Raw genomic sequence first — 20,474 nt, 5'->3', positions numbered from 1 at the left:
TTTCATCGGGAACGAGGCCCCGCAGGTGCGGGGCGCTCGAGTTTATTGCATCAAAAAGGAACCGTCGCGGCGCGGGCGGCTCAAGTTGCTGAAGAAGACGAAGTCACTGGTCGGGTCGGCGATGATCAGCCAGGGGCCGGTGGGCAGTCCCTCGGCCAGCATGATATCGGTCGGCAGCATCGTGGTCGTGGTCAGCTCGTCGGCGCGGAAGTTGCGCTCGACGGCGAATCGGTAGGACAACTCGCGGTCTTCGTCGCGGATGGGCGTGATGGGTTCGCCGTCCTCGCCCAGCGCCTCGCCGGGGTGCATCATAAAAGTCAAATAGGGGCCCTCGAAGAGCTCGCCGGTCTTCACGCGCGCGCTGACGCGCGGGTTGTCGGCGCCAAACACCGGCTCGCACACGCCCTGCACGCTGGTATTGGGCGACAGAAAGCCGCTGCGATCGCCGACGACGATCCACTCGTCGTGGGCGCGGATCTCGAAGTCGACGCCCTGGGCGAAGCAGTCGCGCGAGGGCAGCTCGGCGGCGTAGCGCCCGTCTTCGTCGATGACGGCGAGGGTGAAGTCGTGGGCGCTGACGTCGGTGATGGTCCAGGTGCGGAAGTCGCGGCGGGTGTCTTCGTCCACGAATACCTGGCAGGCTTCGGGGAGGGCGTCGCCGGAGCCGTCGGCCGAGACCGGGGCGCTTAAGATGGTGAGGCGATCGCCGACTTCGACGCCGTTATTGCACAGGTTGAGCCCGGCAGAGCGCATCTCGCCGGGGGTGTCGGCGTCGACCAGGCCGTCGTCGCGGCGAGTGTTCGGGATGACGCCTTCCCAGGTGACCGTCCAGGACTCGGCGACGATCGCGCGGTCATCGGTGGTCAACAGGTTCAGGTCGACCACGTCGGAGTCGCCGATCGGGCCGAGCGCGGCTTCGAGGCTTGTGCGCTGGGTTGAGCTAAGCTGGTCGCCGCCGGCCGGCAGCAGGGTGCTGCGCTTGAGCAGGTCGGCGCGGGAGAATTCGACCGCGCGAATCTTGGCGTCGCTGGTCTGCGGGTGCACCGGCTGCGGGCGAAGGATCGAGGTGCAGCTGGTGTCGGCCGGGCCGGTCGAGGCCTGGCGAATCGCCGAGGCGTAGCTATCGGGCGTGGTGCAGGTGCCGAGGCTTCGCACGCGGCTTTCGCGCCCGGTGGCGTCCTGCAATTGCATGGTCGGGTTATACGCCAGGCGCACGTTATTTTCCTCGGCGAGGCGATCGCCGAAGCAGGCGGTGCGCAGGGCGTCGAGGTCGTCGCAGCTTTGGCCGTCGGGCAGCGCGCAGGAGGCGTTGGCCGGGTCGCAGGAGGTGCAGATTTCGAGGGCGCTGCAAGCCTGTTCGTCGTATTGCAGCGGGAACTCGGGCACGCTGAGGCAATTCATCTCGGCGGAGTTTTCCAGGGCCTCGGAGCCCGCGAAGAAGTCGCTGGAGGAGATGATCGCGTCGTTGACTTCGCAATAGGTTGTGAGCGCGTGGACGTTGAAGCTCGCCCCGGAGTCAGTCGCCACGGAGGCGCCGTAGCGGTAGCGCACGATCGCGTGCTCACAGGTGCCCTTGGGGTCGCAGGTCGCGGCGTTCGGGTCCTGCCAGACGAGGGTGCGCTCGACGCGGCCGGCGACCACCATCGGGGCGGGCGGCACGGCGACGCCGAGCTGGCTTGCAAACGCGGTGCGGTCGGTGCCGCCGGCGTTATAGGCGTCGATAAGTTGGTGGCGCGTCGCGTCGACGACCATGACCTGGTTATTGGCGCGGTCGACCACGTAGACGAATTTTCCGAAGGCGTCGGCGCTCACGGAGCTAAAGCCGAGCGGACGCGCGTCGGGCTCGGCGCGGCCCTGGGGGCTGCGGGCGATGCCGTCGGCGTTCTCGGCGCCGCGCGGGCTGGTGCACGCGGGGTCGTCGGCGTCGATGAGGCCGTCGCCGTTGTCGTCCACGCCGTTGGAGCACTCGAAGGTCAGGCCGACGCGGGCGACCTCGCAGGGCGCCGCGCCGCTGTCTAAGCAGCCCGCGCCGAAGTCGGCCGGGACGCTGTCGCCCAGCGCCACGACTGACGCATAGGGCTGGTCGGTGTAGACGATATAGAGCAATTCGCCGCCGGGCATGGTGGCCATATCGGCGACGTTTCCGGGCAGCGCGAGCTCTTGGCCGTCGGCCTGGGTGGGCACTGCGTCGCAGATCACTTCGTCGGCGGTGCACTCACTGCTCGAGCCGCTGGGGCAGGCGCAGTCGACGGCTTCGTGGAGCCAGAGGCGCGCGGGATGCCCCAGGGCGACCGCCAGGGTGGCGGCGTCGGCGGAGGTGCTCAATGCGATCTTCGTGGGGGCCGCGTCGAAGTCGATGGTCTTGGGCAACGCCTGCAGATTCCACAGGTCGATGACCGAGACGGAGGCGTCGGCCTGGTTTAAGGCGAAGGCGGTGGCGCCGTTGCCGGCGGCGACGTCGGTGGGGGTCTTGCCCACCGGGATGCCGCTGACGCCCGGGATGGTCGCGTCGACGTTGATGAGCTCCGGCACGTCGGTGGCGCCGGTTTTGCTCATATTGACGACCGAAACGCTGTCGCCGTTCTGGTTGGCGATGAGGCCGATCGCCCCGCGCGCGCCCTCGGCGCAGGCGCCGACGTTGGGGCGGGTGACGCCGCCGCTAAACGCTTGGCCGGTCAGGCAAACGGGGCCTTGAGCCAGGGCAAAGGCGCGCGGTCCCTGCAGGCTTGCGGGCTGGGCCGCGGTGTCATCGCCGCAGGAGACGTTGCTCGCCGCGAGCACGAGGCCGGCGACGACGAGGGTGAGCGCGCTGAATTTATTTAATTTATATAATGTACGCAAAAACAAATCCGGTCCCTGGCGTAAAACACCCATCTCAAATTTAATAGCGCCGGTTTTTATAAACCCGGCGACTTGCAATATTTGCTGCGGCGGGCGGCGTGCCACAAATGTGCTCGCCGGCGCCTTTTTGTCTATCATTTCCGCGCGAATTATTCGCGGCGCGGATTAGTAGATCTTCTTGATGACCGAATGATAGCGCGATAATTCGGGCAATTCGGTGTCGCGGTGCAGCGGGTTGATGTCGATGACCGCGACCGACCCGCAGCCGCCCCCGGCGTCGCTGCATTTCTGGTCGCTTTTGGGGGTGTCGCTAAAGAGCGTCACGAACGCGCGGCAGCGTTGCTCGGCGGTGGCGCAGCCCGAGATGCGCGGCTCGATCACGATATCGTAGGGCTCGGCGCTGAGCAAAATCTCGTCGAGGATGGTGCGCGATTCCAGGTCGAGCACCTGGATGGAGCGGTCCTGTGCGCTGGTAATATAGGCGAGTCGCTGGCCTTGCGGTGTGGTGTGCAGGGCCATGCCGCCGGGTTGGCTGCGCAGCGGGATCGAGCCGACGATCCGGTGCGCCCGGCCGGCGCCGGTGGCCGGGTCGGCGGGGACCACGTCGACGATATAAAGCGCGTTCGGGTTGCGGCTGAGCACATAGAAGCGCTGGCCGTCGTCTTCGAAGACGATGGCGCGCGCGTCGATCATCTCGGCCTCATTATTGAGGGCGAAGGAGCCGCGGGCGAGCAGCGCTTCGACCTTGCCCAGGTCGTTGATATAGGGCTGGTAGATCGCGATTTGATTGGTGCGACGCCCGGCCACATAGAGGTCGCGGGTGCCCGGGCGCTGGGTGATCGCGCTGGCCCCGCGCAGCAGCGGCGCGCTCTGGATATTGGCGCCCGAAAGGTCGCGCCCCGGCAGGGCGATCGAGGAGACCTGGGTCCCGGCCAGATGCGCCAGGTTCACGACGTCCACGGTGCCCACCTCGGGGCGGTCCACGCTGAAGACGGCCAGGTCGAAGGGATCATCGGGGACCGTCGCGCTCGCGTTCTTCTCAAGCGCCGGGTTGATGATGCAGGCGGCCGGGTTGGAGGTCGCCTGCCCCTGGCTGTCGTTGCAATACAGCGCGCTGCCGTCGCTCGCCACGTTGAAGGCCACCACGGAGTTCTGGGCCCGCGCGGTCACATAGGCGCGCGTGGCGTCGTCGTTGAGCACGATATTTGACCCGAACGAGGGCAAATAGGGCGAATGAGCGTCGCGTATCTCAAGGGTATTTGCGTCGATCACGCTGACGCTGCCGCCGGCGTTGGGCCGGTAGCGCGCGTCAAAATTGCTATTGACCACATAAAAATATTGCCCGTCGGGATGAAAGGTCAGCCCCACCGGATAATGAAGTTGGTCGCGCGGCGGCAAAGATCCCTCGATCGAGGAATCGCACCCAGTCAGCACGCCCATGGCGGCGACGAGGGTGAGCGAGCAAATAAGCGAAGCTTTCCAAACAATTATATCAATTTTCATCATGGGTCCTGGCGTCGGTGTCTCCGGCCGGACAGCGCTCGGCGAGCGGGTCGAAATCCATTCGTCGGCTGAATTACCACCGGGCTTGGTTGGAATGCAAGTCTGGCGGTCAGTCTGGCGGTCGGGCGCTTCGCGGACCCTCGTGAAGCATAAACGCCAGTTATTCGCCGGTGAGCGGAGCCTCGCGGGTCACGGTGATCGTTTCGCTGCTCTCAGCGAGCGGGCCGTCATGGCCGGACTTCAGGACACGCAGCGTGAGCGTGAAGTCGGAGGTGTCCGCATCCGTTTCGACCTCGGAGAAGGTCCCGTGGATAATATAGGCGCGATCCAGGAGCTCCGCGAAGTCGGGGTGTTGCTCCGGAGTCGACCGCGGGATCTCCGTGCCATCGAAGAGTTCGTAGAGCTGCTCACCCGGAGGGCCCAACACATCGGCGCCCGAATCATTGACGAGGCTAGTCTCAATTCTTGAGCTCATCGATTCGGTGCTCATAGCGAGGTCGGCGCGCGTCGTCTTAAAGGGAGCGAGCAGGACCACTGCGGCCTCGTCGGTGCCGGCTGCCTCGTCCCAACCTTGCGCCAAATCCGTGGCCGCTAATTGCTCAAAGGTAGCCTTTGCGAGGCTGTCAAGCTGGGCGCGCGTCGGTCGCAAGGGCCCTTTGGGGGCCTCGGCTTGCGCGTCGTCGGCGGCTTGTTGGGCGGTGGCCGCGTCGTCGGCGGTTTGTTGGGCGGTGGCCGCGTCGTCGGCGGCGTCCGAGGATGCCTCGCCGGTGGTGGCGCAGCCAGTGGCGAGGAGCGTAGCGAGGGCGGCGAGCGCGATGAGTGAGCGGCGATGGTTGGGGCGAAGGATGTGCATCATATTTATCCAGGCAGAAGTAATATTGAGTGTATGGTAGCGCGATATTTTTGGGGCGACAAAGATGTTTTGGCGGTCCGTCTGATTCACCCCTCCGCCGACTCCGCTTCGCTACGTCGTCTCCTCCCCCCTACTAGCGGCGGAGGACTACTGTTGCCCCCGCGGAGCGTGGTGGGTTTGCGGTGTGTTAAAGAGGCGTTTTAATCGGTCGGCGTTTTGTCGCCACCGAACCTGAACTCGTAGGTGCAGGCGGTGTCGCCGTCGGGCATATAGTCGAGGCGGGTGGCGGTGCCGCCAAGGATTTGCTCGAAGAGTTCGGCTTCGAGCCGGCAGGGGAGCTTGGTGGCGCGCACGGCCTCGCTGAAGGGGCAGTTGTGGTGTTTGATGCGCACGCAATCGCCGTCCTGCTCGACCTTGGACATAAAGCCCTCCTGGCTGAGGAAGTCGGTGATGACGGCGAGTTTTTGGGCCATGACCTCGGGGGATGGGTCGTCGGTCAGGGCGTCTTCGGCGCGGATGCCGGCGGCCGCAAAGAGGGCGAGGAGGCGCTCTTTTCGCTGCGCCCAGGTGTGGATGAAGACGTCGTTGACCAGCCCGGGGTAGCCCTCGCGCAGCATGAAGTCGAGGACGGCGCCGAGCAGGCGGCCGTCCTGGCTGGGGAAGAGCCGCCGCCCATTCGCGGTCAGGCGGTAGCGCGAGGTCGGCCGGCCTCGCCCGGACGGTACACTCTCAAACTCCAGGATGCCCTGCGCCTCGAGGCGGTCGAAGTGCTGGCGGATCGTGGTGCTCGCCAGGCCCAGGGCGCTGGATGCCTCTTCGACGCTGACGTCGCCGCGGCTCTGCACAAATAAAACGATCTCGGTGCGTGAGGCGGAGAGGATGTTGAGGAGGTTATTCGGCATAGCTTCTTTGGCGCGTGAGGGGGTCTGAAGGGCCACGGTTGGTGGCCTGGATGCTGTGACCGACCATCGGTCTGCTGGTTCAACCTAGCTCAGTCGCGGTGGGTTCTGCAAATCGTAACGGCGCGAAAATTAATTAAACTCGTAATTTTGCGAGTTTAAGTTGACGGCGCGGCGATATTCCCGTTAGGAAGGGGAGGTGTTGAACGATTTTAAGGCCTGATTTCGATATGTATCGCAGTTTGAACGCACGCTTGGGCCGCGCTTTGAGTCGATGGGAAAATCATAATTATGTCCGGGAGAATGTATGACAACGGAAGGAATCATCACGGCGAAGGGCCGTGTGGGGCCGGCGAATCGGCAGTTAACGGTGGCCAAGGTGGCGGTCAGCCAGGGGGCCGGCGTGGACCCGCGGATGACCCGGATCGTGCTGGCCTATGCGGCCTTCGCCACCGTCTGGCTCGTAATAGGAACGCTGATCGGCGAGTTTATGGGGTTTGCGCTGGTGTGGCCGGAGATGGCGCAGGTGTCGTGGTTGTCGTTTGGCAGGCTTCGCCCGGTGCACACCAATATGGTCTTCTGGGGGTGGGCGTCGCTGGGGATGCTCGGCCTGGGCCACTACGTGGTCACCGTGACCAGCCGGGTGCGCCTGCACTCCTACGCGCTGGCCTGGGTGGCGCTGGGGCTGATCAACCTGACGGTGGTGGTGGGGACGCTGTTTTTATTGGCCGGGGTTAATAACGGCGGGCAGGAGTACCGCGAGTATATCTGGCCGGCGATGCTGCCCTTTGCGCTGGCGTTGATGCTGACCGGCTACAATTTCTACCGCACCATCGAGTCGCGCCAGACCGACGAGATCTATATCTCGAATTGGTGGATCCTCTCGGCGATCATCTGGACCACGGTGCTGGCGACGATCGCGTACCTGCCGGGGTATCAGGAGGGGATGGGGCAGACGATTATCCAGGGCTATTATATGCACCAGGGTGTGGGGATGTGGTTTACGCCGATGGTGTTGGGGATGGCGTATTATCTGGTGCCCAAGCTGCTGAACACGCCGATCTACTCGTATTCGCTGGGGGCGCTGGCGTTCTCCACGCAGCTGCTCTTTTATACGATGATCGGCACCCATCATTTTATCTTCAGCCCGGTGCCCTGGTGGCTGCAGACCGTGGCGATTGTGTTCAGCATCGGCATGGTGATCCCGGTGGTGGCGGGGACGGCGAACTTCGCGCTGACCGCGCGCGGCAAGTGGTCGATGATCCGCAAGAGCTACGCCCTGCCGTTTTTGGCCGCGGGGATCTTCTATTATTGCTTCGTGTCGCTGCAGGGCTCGCTTGAGGCGCTGCGCACGGCCAACCTGTATTGGCATTTTACGAACTTCACGGTGGGGCACTCGCATTTCTCGATGTACGGGTTCATCACCTTCATGATCTGGGGGGGTATCTACGGCATGGTGCCGCATATGACCGGGCGCAACCCGCGGCAGTTGCTGGTCGGGGTGCACTTCTGGTTGGCCTTCGTGGGCATCGGCATCTACGGGGTTTCGCTGTCGATCGGCGGGCACCTGCAAGGGGTGAGCTGGATCGCCGGCGAGGCGTTTATGGAGTCGGTGCGCATGATGGCGCCGTTCTGGCTGTGGCGGGCGGTGGGGGGGACGCTGATGTTCGTGTCGCACCTGCTCTTTGCCTATAATTTCTGGCATATGCTGCCCAAAAAACAGGGGGAAGACGCGGCCGCGCCGGCGCCCGACGAGACTGGCGAATGTGAGCAGGTGATGGATGCTGCGGCGAATGTGGAGGTGGCGAATGCTTAATTTTCATACGAATGCGCGCGCGCTCTACGGGGCTTCGTTTGCGGTCTTTTTATTGTTGAGCCTGATCGTGGCGGTGGGCCCGGCCTATTGGGCCCAGGAGAATAACGCGCCCCTGCCGGGGTCGCGCGAGCTGAGCGAGCAGGAGCAGCTCGGCCAGCATATCTATATCAGCGAGGGTTGCGTGGCCTGTCATACCCAGCAGGTGCGCCCGGTGCCCTCCGACGAGGTCTTCGGGCGCCCGGCGGTGCCGGCTGACTTTGCCCGGTTCAAGCCCAAGGATGCGTTTGTGCAGGCGCCGTCTCTGCTCGGCTCGCAGCGCACCGGGCCGGACCTGACCAATATCGGCAAGCGCCAGCCCAGTGAGATCTGGCAGAATATGCATCTCTATAACCCGCGCACGGTGGTGCCGGACTCGGTGATGCCCTCGCACCCCTGGCTGTTCAAGGAGGTCGACACCCCGCGCCCCGGCCAGACCGTGGTGCAGCTGCCCGAGGGGTTTGGCCCGGCCAACGGCAGGGCCGTGGTGACCACGGAGCAGAGCGAGGCGTTGGTCGCGTATTTGCTCAGCCTTAAGCAAGATCCGCTTCCCGAAGGGAGCGCGATGGGGGCGAAGAAGGGCGGCGCGAAGGCGGATGACAAGGGCGGCGGTGACCTCGGCGCGTCGGTCTACGCGACAAGTTGCGCGAGCTGCCACCAGGACAAAGGCCAGGGGATGCCCGGGGTGTTCCCGCCGCTGGTCGGTGACCCGGTGGTGATTGATGAGGACCCGAGCGACCATATCCGCATCGTCCTGGAAGGCCTGCAGGGCAAGGAGATCAACGGCGTCGCCTACGCCTCGCCGATGACCGCGTTCGCCGCGATTCTTGACGATAAGGAGATCGCCGCGGTGGTCAATCACGAGCGCACCAGCTGGGGAAATGACGCCCCGACGGTGACCCCGGCGGATGTCGCAAAGATCCGCGCGACCCTGGACAAAAAATAAGGAGTGAGACGATGAGCAAACCGATGGAGAAGATGAATGGCGAGGCCGCGCACTCGGGCGCGGAGCCCGGGTCCTGGTCGCTGCATGTCGATGAGCACGGGCATTCGGGGGCCTACGAGCCCAATGGCGTGGAGCTGGGGATCGTGGGCGTGGCCTGGGTGGTGTTGATCGTGTCGCTGGCGATGACGTTTCGCTACCTATTTCGCCCCGGCGAGAAAGGCGCAAACCATATCAAGCGCCGTATTTTGCATGACGGAGGCCCCCGATGACTATCAGTGAGAGCGTGGCCCCGGCGTGTGGGTCGAAGCAGTCGGTGTGCTGGGTGTCGGTCTATATCGACGATGAGGTGGAACCCGTCGCGCGCTACAAGCCGCCCGGGCGGGTGCAATTGGACACCCGCGAGATGCGCGACGGGGCGCATAAGATGCGCGTCGAGGCGATGTGCGCCAACGGCACGATCGGCGTGCGTGAGATCGATTTTCGGGTGCGAAACGGCCCGGCGATTGAGGTGCACGGGCTCAAGGATAACGAGGTGGTCGACGGCGATATGTCGGTGATGATCCACGCGTTTAGCGGCTCGGGGAACGACGATTGGGAGCCGTCGCGCGCCGAGGCACCCACGCCGGTGCCGACCTGGGTCTGGGTGCTGTTTATCCTGATCTTTGCCGCGGCGATGTTTTATTCGCTGCATTATTGGAGCCCCGCGGGGGACTATCGCGAGGCGCCGACCTGGCAGACGCGCGCCGGGGAATAGTCGCCGAAATTGGGGTGAGTTTTTAGCAAGGGAGAGAGCAAATGGCTTTTGTAATTACCCAGCCGTGTCTTGGCTGCCTGGATGCTTCGTGTGTTGAGGTGTGCCCGGTGGATTGCATTCACGGGTTGCTGCCGGTCGACGAGATTCGCCAGATCCAGCTCGACGGCGATGAGGCGAGGCTCGCAAATATGCAGTTGTTCATCGACCCGCAGATCTGCATCGACTGCGGGGCCTGTGAGCCGGAGTGCCCGGTCGAGGCGATCTTCGAGGAGTTCGATGTGCCCGAGGAGTGGGAAGAATATATCGAGCTGAACGCGAAGTTCTTCGAGTCCTGAGTCAGGGGGCGGCGTCTTCTCTTTGCTCCTCGATGATCTCCTGGAGCTTTCGCAGGCTCCCGGCCAGGTGGTCGATGGCCTCGACGGTGGTGGACGGGGTTCCCGGGGCGACCTGGACGAAGGTAGTGCCGAAGTCGATCACCTGGGCGGGGGGCTCGGCGACCTCGGAATAGTCGGGCATCTCACCGTGGTCATTGGCGCTAAAGACGGTGACCGCGACGGTATGCCCGCTTTTGCGAAAGCGCCCGTTCTCCTGGGTGAGGCCGCCGGCGTCAAAGCTGCTGAGCTTGCCGATGCGCTTCCACCCCGACTCCTGGATGGCGGCCCAGACGAGCGATGGCGAGACGCTGGCGGCCGCCGGATCGCGGGGTGCCGGGCGAGGGGGCGCGGGTTTTTCGTGGGGCTCGGCGAGCGCGCTGGCTTGGCTGGGCTCGGGGGGCGCCGGGGCGTCGGCTGAGTTGTCGTCCGAGAAAGCCCACCAGCCGAGCAGGGCGATGAGCAAAGCGGCGCCGCTGGCGGCGGCGATCCGCGGCCAGAGGTTGGCGCGCGGTGCGCGGGGCTCGGCGGGGCGATACTCCCCGGGCGCGCGGGCTTGAGCGGGGTGGCCGGCGCGATTATTCCTGCCGTCGTCGGCGATGCGGGCGAGGTCCAACTCCAGGGGAGGGAGATCTTCTTCGGCCCGGGGCGCCGGTTTGGGCCGGGCCTGTTTGGCGGCCTGCAAGAGCTGATCGACCGGCGAATTTTTTTGTCGAAGCGGCGGCGGTGATGGGGAGCGTCGTCGTGAAAACGGGACATCTTCGGCATCTTCTGCGCGCGCCTCGGGGGTGTTGAGCCAGGCGAGCAACTCCCGGCGCATTTCGGCGCATGTTTGGTAGCGATCAACGGTGGGCTTTGCCAGCGCTTTATAGAGGATGCGCTCTAACCCGGGCGGGCAAGACACCGCCGGGGGGAGAACCCAGGGCTCGGGGCCCAGGTGCTTTTCGACGCACTCGCCGTAGATCGTGGAGGGGACCGCCGGGTCGCCGACCATCGCCTCCCACATCAACAGGCCCAGCGAGTAGATATCCGACGGGGGGCCGAGCTGTTTGGTCTGCTCGAGCTGCTCGGGAGAGGCGTAGCGCGGGGTGCCCACGAAGGTTCCCTGGTGGGTGATGCGCGCCAGGCTCTCGGCGTTCTCGCTCAGGTCTTTGGCGATGCCGAAGTCCAGGATCTTGACCATATCCTGGCCCTGAAAATCACGGGTGAGCATGATATTTGAGGGCTTAAGATCGCGGTGCAAAAAATGAAGTTGATGGGCCTCTTGCAGGCTGGCCAGGATCTGGACGCTGAGTCGCGCTACCGCCAGCGGCGGCAGCGCCCCGCGCTTGTCGAGGTATTGGTAGAGGGAGACGCCCTCAACCCACTCCATGGCGATATAGAGGAAGCCGTGGGGGTCCTGGCCGTAGTCGTAAATCGTGACGGTGTTGGGGTGAGTCAGTTGGCTGGCCAGGCGCGCCTCGCGGGTGAAGCGCTCCAGCCAGGAGGCTTTGATATCCTCGGCGATGGTGGGGATCTTGAGCCCCACCGGGCGCTTCATTTCGATATGCGTGGCGCGATAAATGACGCTGAAGCCGCCGCGTGCGATGGCCTTGTCGATGCGGTATTTGCCTGCGATGACGGTGCCGACGCGCAGGATTTTTTGTTCGGAGGATGAGCTCATTTGGGGATCGGCGTGCTGGCAGAAGTGAAGCGAAATCACGGAGTTGCGCGCTCAGCTTAGAGCATAAAAGAGCGCCCGTCTATTTGGTGGACGGGCGCTCTTGTGCTCAGGGGATATTTGCTCGGGCGACCTCAGCCGCCGGCGCCGCCCTGCTGGCCGGCGTCGATATCACCGGCGGTCTCCTCGCCTTCTCCGTCGGTGCTCGGGGAGCCGGGGTATCGGCTGATGCGAATCTCTTGATTAACGTCGGTAAAGACCAGGGCGCTCAGGGTTCCGGTGAAGTTATTTTCGTCCTGTTTGGTCGCCTCGATGGTATAGATTTCGTTCTCGTTTTGGGTCGGGTTCCACTGGACGGTGAGCGTGGTGCCGTCGAAGGTGGAGGAGCTCATGATGTCGCCGCCTTTGTCGGCGGCGCCGTTCTCGGCGAGCATGCTCATGGTATAATAGCCCTCGACTTCGGTGGCGCCGTCCTCCTGGATGAGGTCAAGGTTGACGATCAGGGACTGGTCCTCGGCGGCGCCGACGCGCCAGGAGCCGTTGACGAAGCCGGGGGCGATGAGCGTGACATCTTCGTCGTGGCCGTGGCCGGCGTCGTCAACCTCGCCGGTGCCGCCGACATCGCGTTGAGTTTGTGTGCCATTATTCTTGCCGGTGGTTTGGCCGACGACCTTCGAGTCCTCGCAGCCAAAGCCGGCGAGGGCCAGGGCGAGCAGCGCGATCGAGATGCCTGATTTAGAGGGGGCAAGGAGTGTGCGTAAGTCGGTGGATATATTTTTCATGGCCTGAATTCCTCGGCGATTGATGAGCAATTTGGAAGCGGCGCCGGCGGTCAAGCCGGCGCCGTGGGTTCGTCTAGGGTCTATTTGATCGGCACGAAGACACGTCCGCAGCTCGCGTTGCCCACGGGGCCGCAGAAGTCCGAGCAGGCATACCCGTCGCCCATGGCGACCTCGATATGGCCATAGGTGGCGTGGTAGCCGCGGCAGCCGGCGAACCAACCGATGATGGCGCCGCGGGGGGCCTGGGACGGCGGGACGTCGATCTTTTTAAGGCCCATAGTCGAGGCCAGGGCCTCGGGGCTGGCGCGGTCGGCGGCGTGGGTGAAGCCGGAGGCGCTGACCTGGACCTGATAGGCGCTCATGCCGACCTTGGCGGCGAGGCGGTCGATGTCGGCGCGGGTTGCCAGGCCGGAGCGAATGACCGCGGCTTTTACAAAGCCCCAGCATTGTCCGGTGGAATAGCCGCCTCGGCCGTTGCTGCAGCGAGCGGCCATGCCGCCGTTGCCCACGCCGGAGCATTGGCCGCCCTGGACCGCGAGCTTCTCGGCCATAGCGGAGTCGGCTTCGCCGCCGCCGCCCGGCGCGCTGCCGCCGCCGTCACTGCCCGAGCCGGGCAGGGGTTCATCGTCATCGCCGAGCTCATAGCCGGGGACCGTGCCGTCCTCGTTGGTGATGAAGACCTTGATTTTGACCTTGGCGATGGTGTGCGCTTCGCGCTCGGCCGGGTCGCTCAGTTGCTCTTTGGTGTCGTAGCCGACCGCCGTGATCTCGACCCAGCCGCGTTGGCTGAATTTATGGGTGCAGGCGAAGTTAGTGTCAGGGTTGTCGGAGCGGCAGACCGCTTTGTCCTCGACCTCGTAGTCGACCGAGATAATCTCGGGGTTGAGGCGGCGCGTGCGCATGCGGATCTTGGGGCTATACCAGCCGCGAGAGGCCGGTCGGACCCACTCCAGGCCGTCCTGAATGTGGGCGGAGACCAACACGTCGAGTTCGGCGGTCGCGATGATCTCACCGGCTGCGTTCTTGGCGTAGGCGATGATGCGCCGGAAGCCGTCGGTGCCGCTGAGGTTGTCAAAGGAGTAGGCGACCCGGAAGTCACTTGAGCGCTGCGAGGACTCGCCGACGTTATAGCCGTCGGACTCGTAGATGACGGTGACGATCTCGGAGGGCCCGCCGATCACCTTGAAGGTGGCGTCCTTGGGGGCCAGGGCCGACATGCCGGCCGGGCCGGGGCGCGGGCTGGAGAAGCGGAACGCGTCGCTCAGCGTGATGGTGACGGTGTCGGTGGCCACGGTCTGTCCGTCGCTGCCGACCGCGCGGGCGGTGATTTTATAGGTGCCTTCGCCCTCAAGCAGGTGGGCCAGGCGGAAGGAGCTATCCCAGTCGGTGCCGGTGCCAATGGAGCGGCCGCCGATGAAATACTCGACGTGTTGGACGTCGGGTGAGGCGTCCACGGTGAGGTTGAGGTTGCCGCTGGCGTAGCTCGCGCCGTCGCGCGGTGTCTGGAAGTGGACGCTGGACGCGGGGGCGCTCAGGCCGGAGATATTGCCGGAGATGTCGCTGGCGATCTTGACCCAATTCTCTTTGTCGGGCGAGGCCCAGACCTCGGCGCTATAGCCGGAGTTGCACCCGGCCATGCTGCTGAATTCGTTCTGGACGACCGAGATCACCGCGCCGCTTTTGAAGGTGCTTGGGAAGCCTAGGACGATCTCTTCGCCGACGCCGAGCACCGCGGCGTTGCTGGTGCGCGAGCCGCAGCTATCGTTATTGGGCGGGCCGGTCGCCCCGCTGGCGCCGGTCACGTCGTCGGAGCTGCTGGCGACCGAAGACGCATAGACGGCCGGGGCGCTGCGGTCGGTTTGGAAGAAGACCGAGTCGACCTCGAACCCGCCGACGCTGCGCGGGTAGGGGGCCGGGGTGTCGGCGGTGGCCTTGATCTTGATATATTTATAATTCGTGGCCTCCAGGTTGAATTTCGGGGTGTCACGAACCTCGTCATGCGGGCGCTCGGGGCGGCCGCAGAGGACGTCGGAGCCGGCGTAGGTGATGATCTTGGGGATCTGATTGAGCAGCAAATCGCCCGGGCAGGAGGTGGATTGGCCCGGGTTCTCGCGGTGACCCTGCACGACCGAGCGCTTCACGTCGATATTATATTTGTCGGCCAGGTAGCGAATGAGCTTCCCGGCGGATTTAAGCGCCTCGTCGGTCGGCTCGGCGGCCGGGATTCCCAGCGCCGAGGGAGGCTGGTATTGGCCCAGGAAGCTGATGCCGATGTTGCCGGTATTCTGCCCGCCGACGTGCGCACCGATGCGGTCTTCGGCGGTGCCGCGGTAGATTTTACCGTCACGGTCGATCAAGAAGTGATAGCCGATATCGGGCCAGCCGTGGCCGTCCATATGGTAGTCCTGGAAGCCGCGGATGCGCTCGGCGCCCGAGACCGACAGGTTATTGGGCGACACGGCGTGGTGAATGGCGAAGCGGTTGGGCGTGTGCTTGCCGGTCAGCGAGCGCGGCGGGCGTGCGCCCCAGCCGGAGCGCTCGATGATATCGGGGCGCTCGGTGGTCGAGGTACACTCTTGCGCGCCCGCGCCGCTGCCGTCGGTTAGCACGGCTTCGTCGACCGTATTGGCGATGCAGGAGCCCTGAAGTTGGACGGTCTCGATGTCGGCGCCGTAATAAAAGCGCAGGATATCCAGCGCTTTTTTGCCCTTTCGCTCCAGGCAAACCGCGCCCCATTGGCTCATATCGCCGCGGTTGTCGTTGCTGCTGGGCTGGCCATAGGCGCCCTGGACGGCGCTGCCGCGCTTGCCCTCGTTATAGGTGATAAAATGCTCGGTGTTGGTGGCGCCGCCACCGATGCCCCGGCAGGATGCGGTCTGTTGCTCGGAGCCGGCCTTGTAGAAGAGCGGCACCAGCGTGCCATTATATTGGCCGACGACCCCGGCGGTCTCTTTGACGGCCTGGCGGGCGAGGGCGCGGATGGGGCGCCCGCAGGCGTAGTGCTGGTCGGCCTGGCTTGAGCGCAGCGGGCGCTTCAGGCCGTGGTTGATATACATCGCGAACGAGCGCGCGGCGATGGCCTGGGCCTTAAGCGCCTCGATATCGGCGCTATAGGCGGCCTCGCAGCTGACCACGTTGGCCAGATATTCCTGGAGTTCCTTCTCGCCCCGGTCGGTTTGGACCTTGCAAAAACCACTGATGTCCTTGGTTTTTACCTCCTGACCCTGGGTCACATAGATATCCGAGGTCTGCGGGATGACCGCGGCGGGTTCGTCGTCGGTCATTCCGCAGCCGGCGAGGGCGAGCAGGCAGGCGGCCCCGAGTAAGAGGCGGGCTAAGCGATGTGTTCGCGCGCTATTCATTTTGAACCTCGAGTATCTACTTGGTGACTTAAATCAGCCATCAGACAGGGTTAAATGTGCGATGATCTTATGTGGACCGTTGGGATAAACCGTGAGCCGCAGGGCGCCGTCTTCGCGCCGATAGAGCAGCATTTGCGCGTTGGAAAGTGCGGGGTCGTCGCGATGTGCGTCCTGTAGGAGCTCGGCGACCGGCTCCAATTGCCATCCGCGCGCGCTCAAGGAGCGCTCGTAAAAGCTGAGGATCTTGTCCACGCTGGAGGTGCCGATAAAGATATGGTCGCTATGGTTGGCCTCGGGATCAAGGTCGGTAAATCGCTGCAAGCGGGTGCAACCCGGGCAGATCGGAATGCGCGGGTCGACGTTTTGCCCCGGGACCTGACTGCCGGCGAGCATCTTGCGGTAGTCGAATTTCTCGTCGCTCCAGCTCGCGACTACGGTGGTGTAGCGGGCGCCGGGGTTCTGGAACGCCTCGACGTGGCGATAGGCGCTAAACTTATTGGCGATATCGCCGCGCTGGTATTGCGCTTCGAGCCCGGCGAGTTCCTCGCGGGTGCGGGCGTGATTGCCGGTCAGGCCGCCGCCCATGGCGACATATTGCTCGCTGATGCGCGAGGGGATGATGCCGCCGGTCAACATATCCTGGCGGGCCTGCTGGGTGTCGGCGTCGGCCAGGGTAATATAGCTCTTGGAGTTGAGCTTCTGGTGATGGAATTCGTCCTGGTAGCGCTTGAGCACCTCGATCGGTTTTTTATCGATATGGTTGACCGAGAAATAGATCGTATTGCCGTTGATATCGAAGGCGCGGGGGGGTTCGTGGCCCAGGTGTTTGAGGGCGCGCTGGAACCCGGCCTGGGGGTTAGCGTCGGCGCTAAAGAGGTCGAGGATATTGGCCTGGGAGACCGACACGCCGTCGCCGGGGGCCCAGACGGTTGCGCTCAGCCCGACGACCACCAGGCCGGCGCCGGCGAAGAGCAGGGCGGTGAGCGAGAGGAGTCGGCGCGCGCGCGACGTTTTTGGGGCGCTGCGTTGCTGTGTCATTCCATCGCTCCCTTTATCTTATTGACCGTCTGGGACTGCTTGGTCAGGCGCTGAGTCTCGGCGATACCGAGCAGGTTATCGTAGGCCGAGATGCCCTTGAGGGCGCCGCGCGCCACGACACCTGCGGCGTCTTCGCGCTGCCAGCGCGGCGACACCAGCGTGTTATAATATTGATAGATATGGAATTGCTGCCCGGCGATCGTCACGGTCTGGGTGTCGGTGCCCATTTCTTCGCCGTAATGCGCGGAGGTCGCGTGCGCCAGGCGGGGCTTGGAGCCGGTGAGCCCGGTGGTGCCGGTGCCGAAGCCGTTGCTGGAGTTAAAGCTGACGCGCGGGGCTGATGAGCCATCGTCGAAGAGGCGTTTGCCGTAGGTCGAGTCGCCCACGATGGGCTGGATATTGGAGGTCACGTCGGCGTGGATCCAGCGAAGTTTGATCTCCTTATGCGTCGATCGTACCCGCGCCTCCGACTCCCCGAGCGTTCCCTTCGAGGCCAGGCCCGAGCCCTGGGCGTTGGTCTCACGGCGCACCACCTGGTGGACGTAGTCCTCTTCTTGTTTGTCACGGTAGGTGGTCATATTCGCCTTGATGGCGCTGCCGGCGTGGCCCACCGAGGTGTGAATGCCCGCGGTGTCTTTTTGGACCTCCAGCGCGTTATCCCACATCGTGGCGTAGGCGACCCCGCTGGTGCGCACCACCGCGGTGTTCAGGCGCGACAGGTTGGCGATGCCCGCAAAAATCAGGATAAAGATCGGCAAGGTGATGATGAACTCGGTCAGCGTCGCGCCGCCTTCATCGGCCAGAAATCTGCGCATCGGGCGGGTCAGCTTGGTTTTGAGCGACTGGAGTCGTTTCATTTCGTGATGCCCTCCACGGTTGAGTGGCCGAGGGCGCGGGTCGCGCGTTCCATGAAGACCAGGTCATCAAAGGATTCGTTGATGATCGACGAGCTTCCGGTGATGAGGATGCCGCTAAACGCAAGGAAGGGGAGCATATCGTGGTAGACGCTCGACATCTCGACGCCGACCTTCTGCATCTCGCCAGGCAGCGCGACCGGGCGCATGCGCGCGGTCCAGCGCGGGTGCCACAGGTCGGGGGTGCGGAAGCCGCCCTGAAATGACATCTCCGCGCGCGCCATGCCCCAATAGCCGCTGGAGCGGTATTTCTCTTCGTCCTCGAGGCTATAGTCTTTCTTCATATAGCCGTATTTATTGCGCATATCCCCGAAGAGCTCTTTTTCGTGGCGGTAGGTGAAGACCAGGTTCGAGGTCAGCAGGCTCCAGCGCGCCGGCTCGGCCGGGTTGAAGAGGGTCCAGGGTTCACCGTGTTTGCCGAACGCGTCTTTGGATTCGGTTCGGATGATGCCCGGAAAGAACTGAAAGGCGTGGTCCAGGACGTCTTGGCTGCCCGCCATGCCCTCGGAGGCGGCTTTGTGCGCGTCATTATTGAAGTTGCGCTCGTCCTTATAGAAGCTGTGCTCGGGGCCCATGCCGTTCTCGAGCATAAAGTGATAGCCGTCATCATAATTGATGTCGTGGCTTGCCAGCATCACCGGCAGGGTGTCGACCAGGTTGGTGTGGCGAACCAGCGGCGACCAGCCGACCTCGTTGAGCACGCGGTCCCCGATGGCGTTGACCAGCGGATAGCGCCCCGGGGGGCCCTGGCTGGCCGGATAGGGGAAGGATGAGGCCATCGTCGCGCCGTTTCGGGCCGCGCGGTGCACCGCCTCGGCCCAACCCCACCACGGGGTAAAGGCGTGGGTGTAGCGCTGATAATTGTCGATGGCGATGAGATCCTGAAGGTAATACTCCTTGGTATTTTTATCCTTAAAGATCTTATAATCCCCGTCCTTCTCGGCCTCGTAGATCTTCTCGTTTTCTTCGCAGAGCGTGACCGCCGCTTCGTCTTCGGGGTCGGGCGGGCAGGTGTCGGTGTACCATTTCTCATAGCCCTTCCAGAGGGAGTAATATTGGGCGTGAATCCCCACCACCGAGCGCTTGGCGATATTGGCGTAGGCGAGGTTATTCATCGCCCGGGCGCGCACCGCGGCCTGGCTATAGGCGGCGGTGTCGGCGGCGGTCTGCACGTCCATTTTGTCGCGGCTGACCTGGCCGGTGTCGTACAAAACCCAGCCGAGCATCATCAGGATGAGGATGCCCGCCAGGCCCAGCAGCAAGATCGCGCCGGAGTCGTCGCGATTGAAGCGCGCCAGACCGTCACTCATCCCCCGTGTGAGCCATCTATTTTTAGCGCAGCGGCAGCTTCGCATTGACTTTCACCTGTTTGCGCAGCGTGTATTTTCGTTCGAGCGTCAAAAAATAGCCGTGTTTGCCATTTATTTGCTTATGCTCGCCGAAAATTCCAGCAACCAGTGGCATGAGGACGAAATAGTGATGGGTCATTGTTACGCCGATTCGATCGCCGGTTTCGGCTAATTCGACCTCGGTATGAGCCCATGCATTATAGAATTTACGTGCGGTTCGATCTTCGAATTTCGAGGCGTCGAAGGCCAGGAAGAAGCTGAATTCCGAGGGGGTTGTGTTGAGCCCGGGGGTCAGCTTTTGCTCGGCGCGCGCCCTGGCATAGGCGCCCACATTGCTGCCGCCGCCGCCCTCGATCTGGGTGCCAAAGATGGCGCCCATCGTCTTTTGAAAGGTCTTGGTATAGTCCGGGTGAGCGCCCAGGCGGAAGTTGCCGAATTCGGAGGATGCGGTGGGGGCCAGGACCGCCGCGGCCTGAACGCGCGCTTTCTCGGCGACCAGGCTGCGGTCGACGTTGAAGCGGCCTTCGGTCGCCTCGGGCATCCAGACCCAGGCGCTGCGCGCGGATTGAATCACCGCCAAATCGGCCAGCGTCCCGGTGATATTGACCAGGGCCAATTGCGCGATCCCCATGATGAGGACCAGCGCCACCGGCAATACGACCAGGGTTTCGGTGAGCACGCTGCCGATCGGTTTGGGCGTCAATCTAACGGGTTCGGCGTTGGCTCGCCAAAGTTGTCTCATGCGCGTGGCGCTCAAGAATAGCGTCGCCCAGACCAACGCGCAGAGGCCCAGGTGGCCGGCGATTCCCAGCCCGATCGATGCCAGCCCTTCTTGCTGCTGCCACGCCCAGCGAAGCGCGTCGACCGTGATGCTCGTGCTGAAGAGGGCCGCAGTCGCCGCCCCCATGATCAACACCACCAGGCCGTGGAATCCGGCGACTACCAAAGCCGGCAAAACTCCCCGTGGTCGCGTCGCTAGACGGTCGCGTTTCGAGTCGGCTGTGGGGAGTTCGCGCATCGCAGCACCTTACTTAAGAAAATAATCGAGCGGATTAATCAGGCGTCCATATTGTCTTCTTCGTCGGCCTGGGCATCACAAATTGTCGTTTGAACGAATGAGTCAGTAGCTTCTGTCTGCGCCCAATTGGCTCAGAAACACTTGCACTAAGTATACCAAAATCGATCTGATTTGTGCAGATCGCGGGCCCACGTGCCCGTGGGAGCCTGCGCGGTGCGGTTATCACACATTATGCGCAGGTGTAGGGAATTCAAGCACATCGGGCGTCGGCGGCGCGGGGCGTGCCAAGTTGTCACGTAATCCGCGCGTTCTGGGGAGTGAAGTTCCCTTGG

General features: G+C 63.7%; 16 protein-coding genes. 5 read left to right on the top strand and 11 right to left on the bottom strand.

Annotated features, from left to right (window positions below):
- Window positions 1-42 precede the first annotated feature (42 nt).
- From DN745_RS15920 to DN745_RS15905, 4 genes are all read right to left on the bottom strand, one after another.
- A complete protein-coding gene (locus tag DN745_RS15920; protein WP_133622142.1) occupies window positions 43-2,841 on the bottom strand; it encodes a hypothetical protein in 2,799 nt (932 codons plus the stop codon).
- Window positions 2,842-3,006: 165 nt separating this feature from the next.
- On the bottom strand, window positions 3,007-4,344 hold the full coding sequence (locus DN745_RS15915) for a hypothetical protein (RefSeq protein ID WP_133622143.1): 1,338 nt from the start codon (window positions 4,342-4,344) through the stop codon (window positions 3,007-3,009).
- 160 nt (window positions 4,345-4,504) lie between these two features.
- A complete protein-coding gene (locus DN745_RS15910; protein WP_133622144.1) occupies window positions 4,505-5,200 on the bottom strand; it encodes a hypothetical protein in 696 nt (231 codons plus the stop codon).
- Window positions 5,201-5,397: 197 nt separating this feature from the next.
- Window positions 5,398-6,099: a helix-turn-helix transcriptional regulator gene (locus tag DN745_RS15905; protein WP_111336331.1), complete on the bottom strand. Its 702-nt coding sequence runs from the start codon at window positions 6,097-6,099 to the stop codon at window positions 5,398-5,400.
- Between the two features lie 304 nt (window positions 6,100-6,403).
- On the opposite strand from DN745_RS15905, the gene DN745_RS15900 reads away from it, so the two are divergent.
- The 5 genes from DN745_RS15900 to DN745_RS15880 are packed head-to-tail and all read left to right on the top strand — an operon-like array spanning window position 6,404 to window position 9,983.
- Entirely contained in the window at window positions 6,404-7,912 is a 1,509-nt protein-coding gene (locus DN745_RS15900) for a cbb3-type cytochrome c oxidase subunit I (protein WP_111336329.1), read from the top strand.
- On the top strand, window positions 7,905-8,894 hold the full coding sequence (locus tag DN745_RS15895) for a cbb3-type cytochrome c oxidase subunit II (RefSeq protein WP_162687725.1): 990 nt from the start codon (window positions 7,905-7,907) through the stop codon (window positions 8,892-8,894). The genes DN745_RS15900 and DN745_RS15895 overlap by 8 nt, the downstream gene beginning before the upstream one ends.
- 11 nt (window positions 8,895-8,905) lie before the next feature.
- Entirely contained in the window at window positions 8,906-9,163 is a 258-nt protein-coding gene (locus DN745_RS15890) for a hypothetical protein (protein WP_111336326.1), read from the top strand.
- Window positions 9,160-9,648 carry a cytochrome C gene (locus DN745_RS15885; protein WP_111336324.1) on the top strand — a complete coding sequence of 163 codons (489 nt, stop codon included), beginning with the start codon at window positions 9,160-9,162 and terminating at the stop codon, window positions 9,646-9,648. Before DN745_RS15890 ends, DN745_RS15885 begins: the two co-directional genes overlap by 4 nt.
- 41 nt (window positions 9,649-9,689) lie before the next feature.
- Window positions 9,690-9,983, top strand: coding sequence for a 4Fe-4S dicluster domain-containing protein (locus tag DN745_RS15880; RefSeq protein WP_111336322.1), 294 nt, complete (start codon window positions 9,690-9,692; stop codon window positions 9,981-9,983).
- A gap of 1 nt (window position 9,984) precedes the next feature.
- On the opposite strand, the gene DN745_RS15875 is transcribed toward DN745_RS15880, so the two are convergent.
- The 7 genes from DN745_RS15875 to DN745_RS15845 all read right to left on the bottom strand — a co-directional run bounded on the left by DN745_RS15875 (window position 9,985) and on the right by DN745_RS15845 (window position 20,079).
- Window positions 9,985-11,682: a serine/threonine protein kinase gene (locus DN745_RS15875; RefSeq protein ID WP_133622145.1), complete on the bottom strand. Its 1,698-nt coding sequence runs from the start codon at window positions 11,680-11,682 to the stop codon at window positions 9,985-9,987.
- 131 nt (window positions 11,683-11,813) lie between these two features.
- Window positions 11,814-12,461, bottom strand: a complete 648-nt coding sequence (locus tag DN745_RS15870; RefSeq protein ID WP_133622146.1) for a hypothetical protein — start codon at window positions 12,459-12,461, stop codon at window positions 11,814-11,816.
- An 80-nt stretch (window positions 12,462-12,541) separates the two neighbouring features.
- Complete coding sequence (locus DN745_RS15865; protein WP_111336317.1) at window positions 12,542-15,823, bottom strand: N-acetylmuramoyl-L-alanine amidase; 3,282 nt, start codon at window positions 15,821-15,823, stop codon at window positions 12,542-12,544.
- A gap of 33 nt (window positions 15,824-15,856) precedes the next feature.
- A complete protein-coding gene (locus DN745_RS15860; RefSeq protein WP_111336315.1) occupies window positions 15,857-16,861 on the bottom strand; it encodes a hypothetical protein in 1,005 nt (334 codons plus the stop codon).
- On the bottom strand, window positions 16,858-17,718 hold the full coding sequence (locus tag DN745_RS15855) for a TadE/TadG family type IV pilus assembly protein (RefSeq protein ID WP_111336314.1): 861 nt from the start codon (window positions 17,716-17,718) through the stop codon (window positions 16,858-16,860). The genes DN745_RS15860 and DN745_RS15855 overlap by 4 nt, the downstream gene beginning before the upstream one ends.
- The gene (locus DN745_RS15850; protein ID WP_162687724.1) at window positions 17,715-19,085 is read right to left on the bottom strand and encodes a pilus assembly protein TadG-related protein; all 1,371 of its coding nucleotides are present in this window, start codon (window positions 19,083-19,085) and stop codon (window positions 17,715-17,717) included. The genes DN745_RS15855 and DN745_RS15850 overlap by 4 nt, the downstream gene beginning before the upstream one ends.
- A 22-nt stretch (window positions 19,086-19,107) precedes the next feature.
- On the bottom strand, window positions 19,108-20,079 hold the full coding sequence (locus DN745_RS15845; RefSeq protein ID WP_133622147.1) for a hypothetical protein: 972 nt from the start codon (window positions 20,077-20,079) through the stop codon (window positions 19,108-19,110).
- Window positions 20,080-20,474: the final 395 nt, after the last annotated feature.

The sequence above is a fragment of the Bradymonas sediminis genome (assembly GCF_003258315.1).
GTDB lineage: Bacteria > Myxococcota_A > Bradymonadia > Bradymonadales > Bradymonadaceae > Bradymonas > Bradymonas sediminis.
This window is presented reverse-complemented; position numbering and strand designations above follow the sequence as displayed.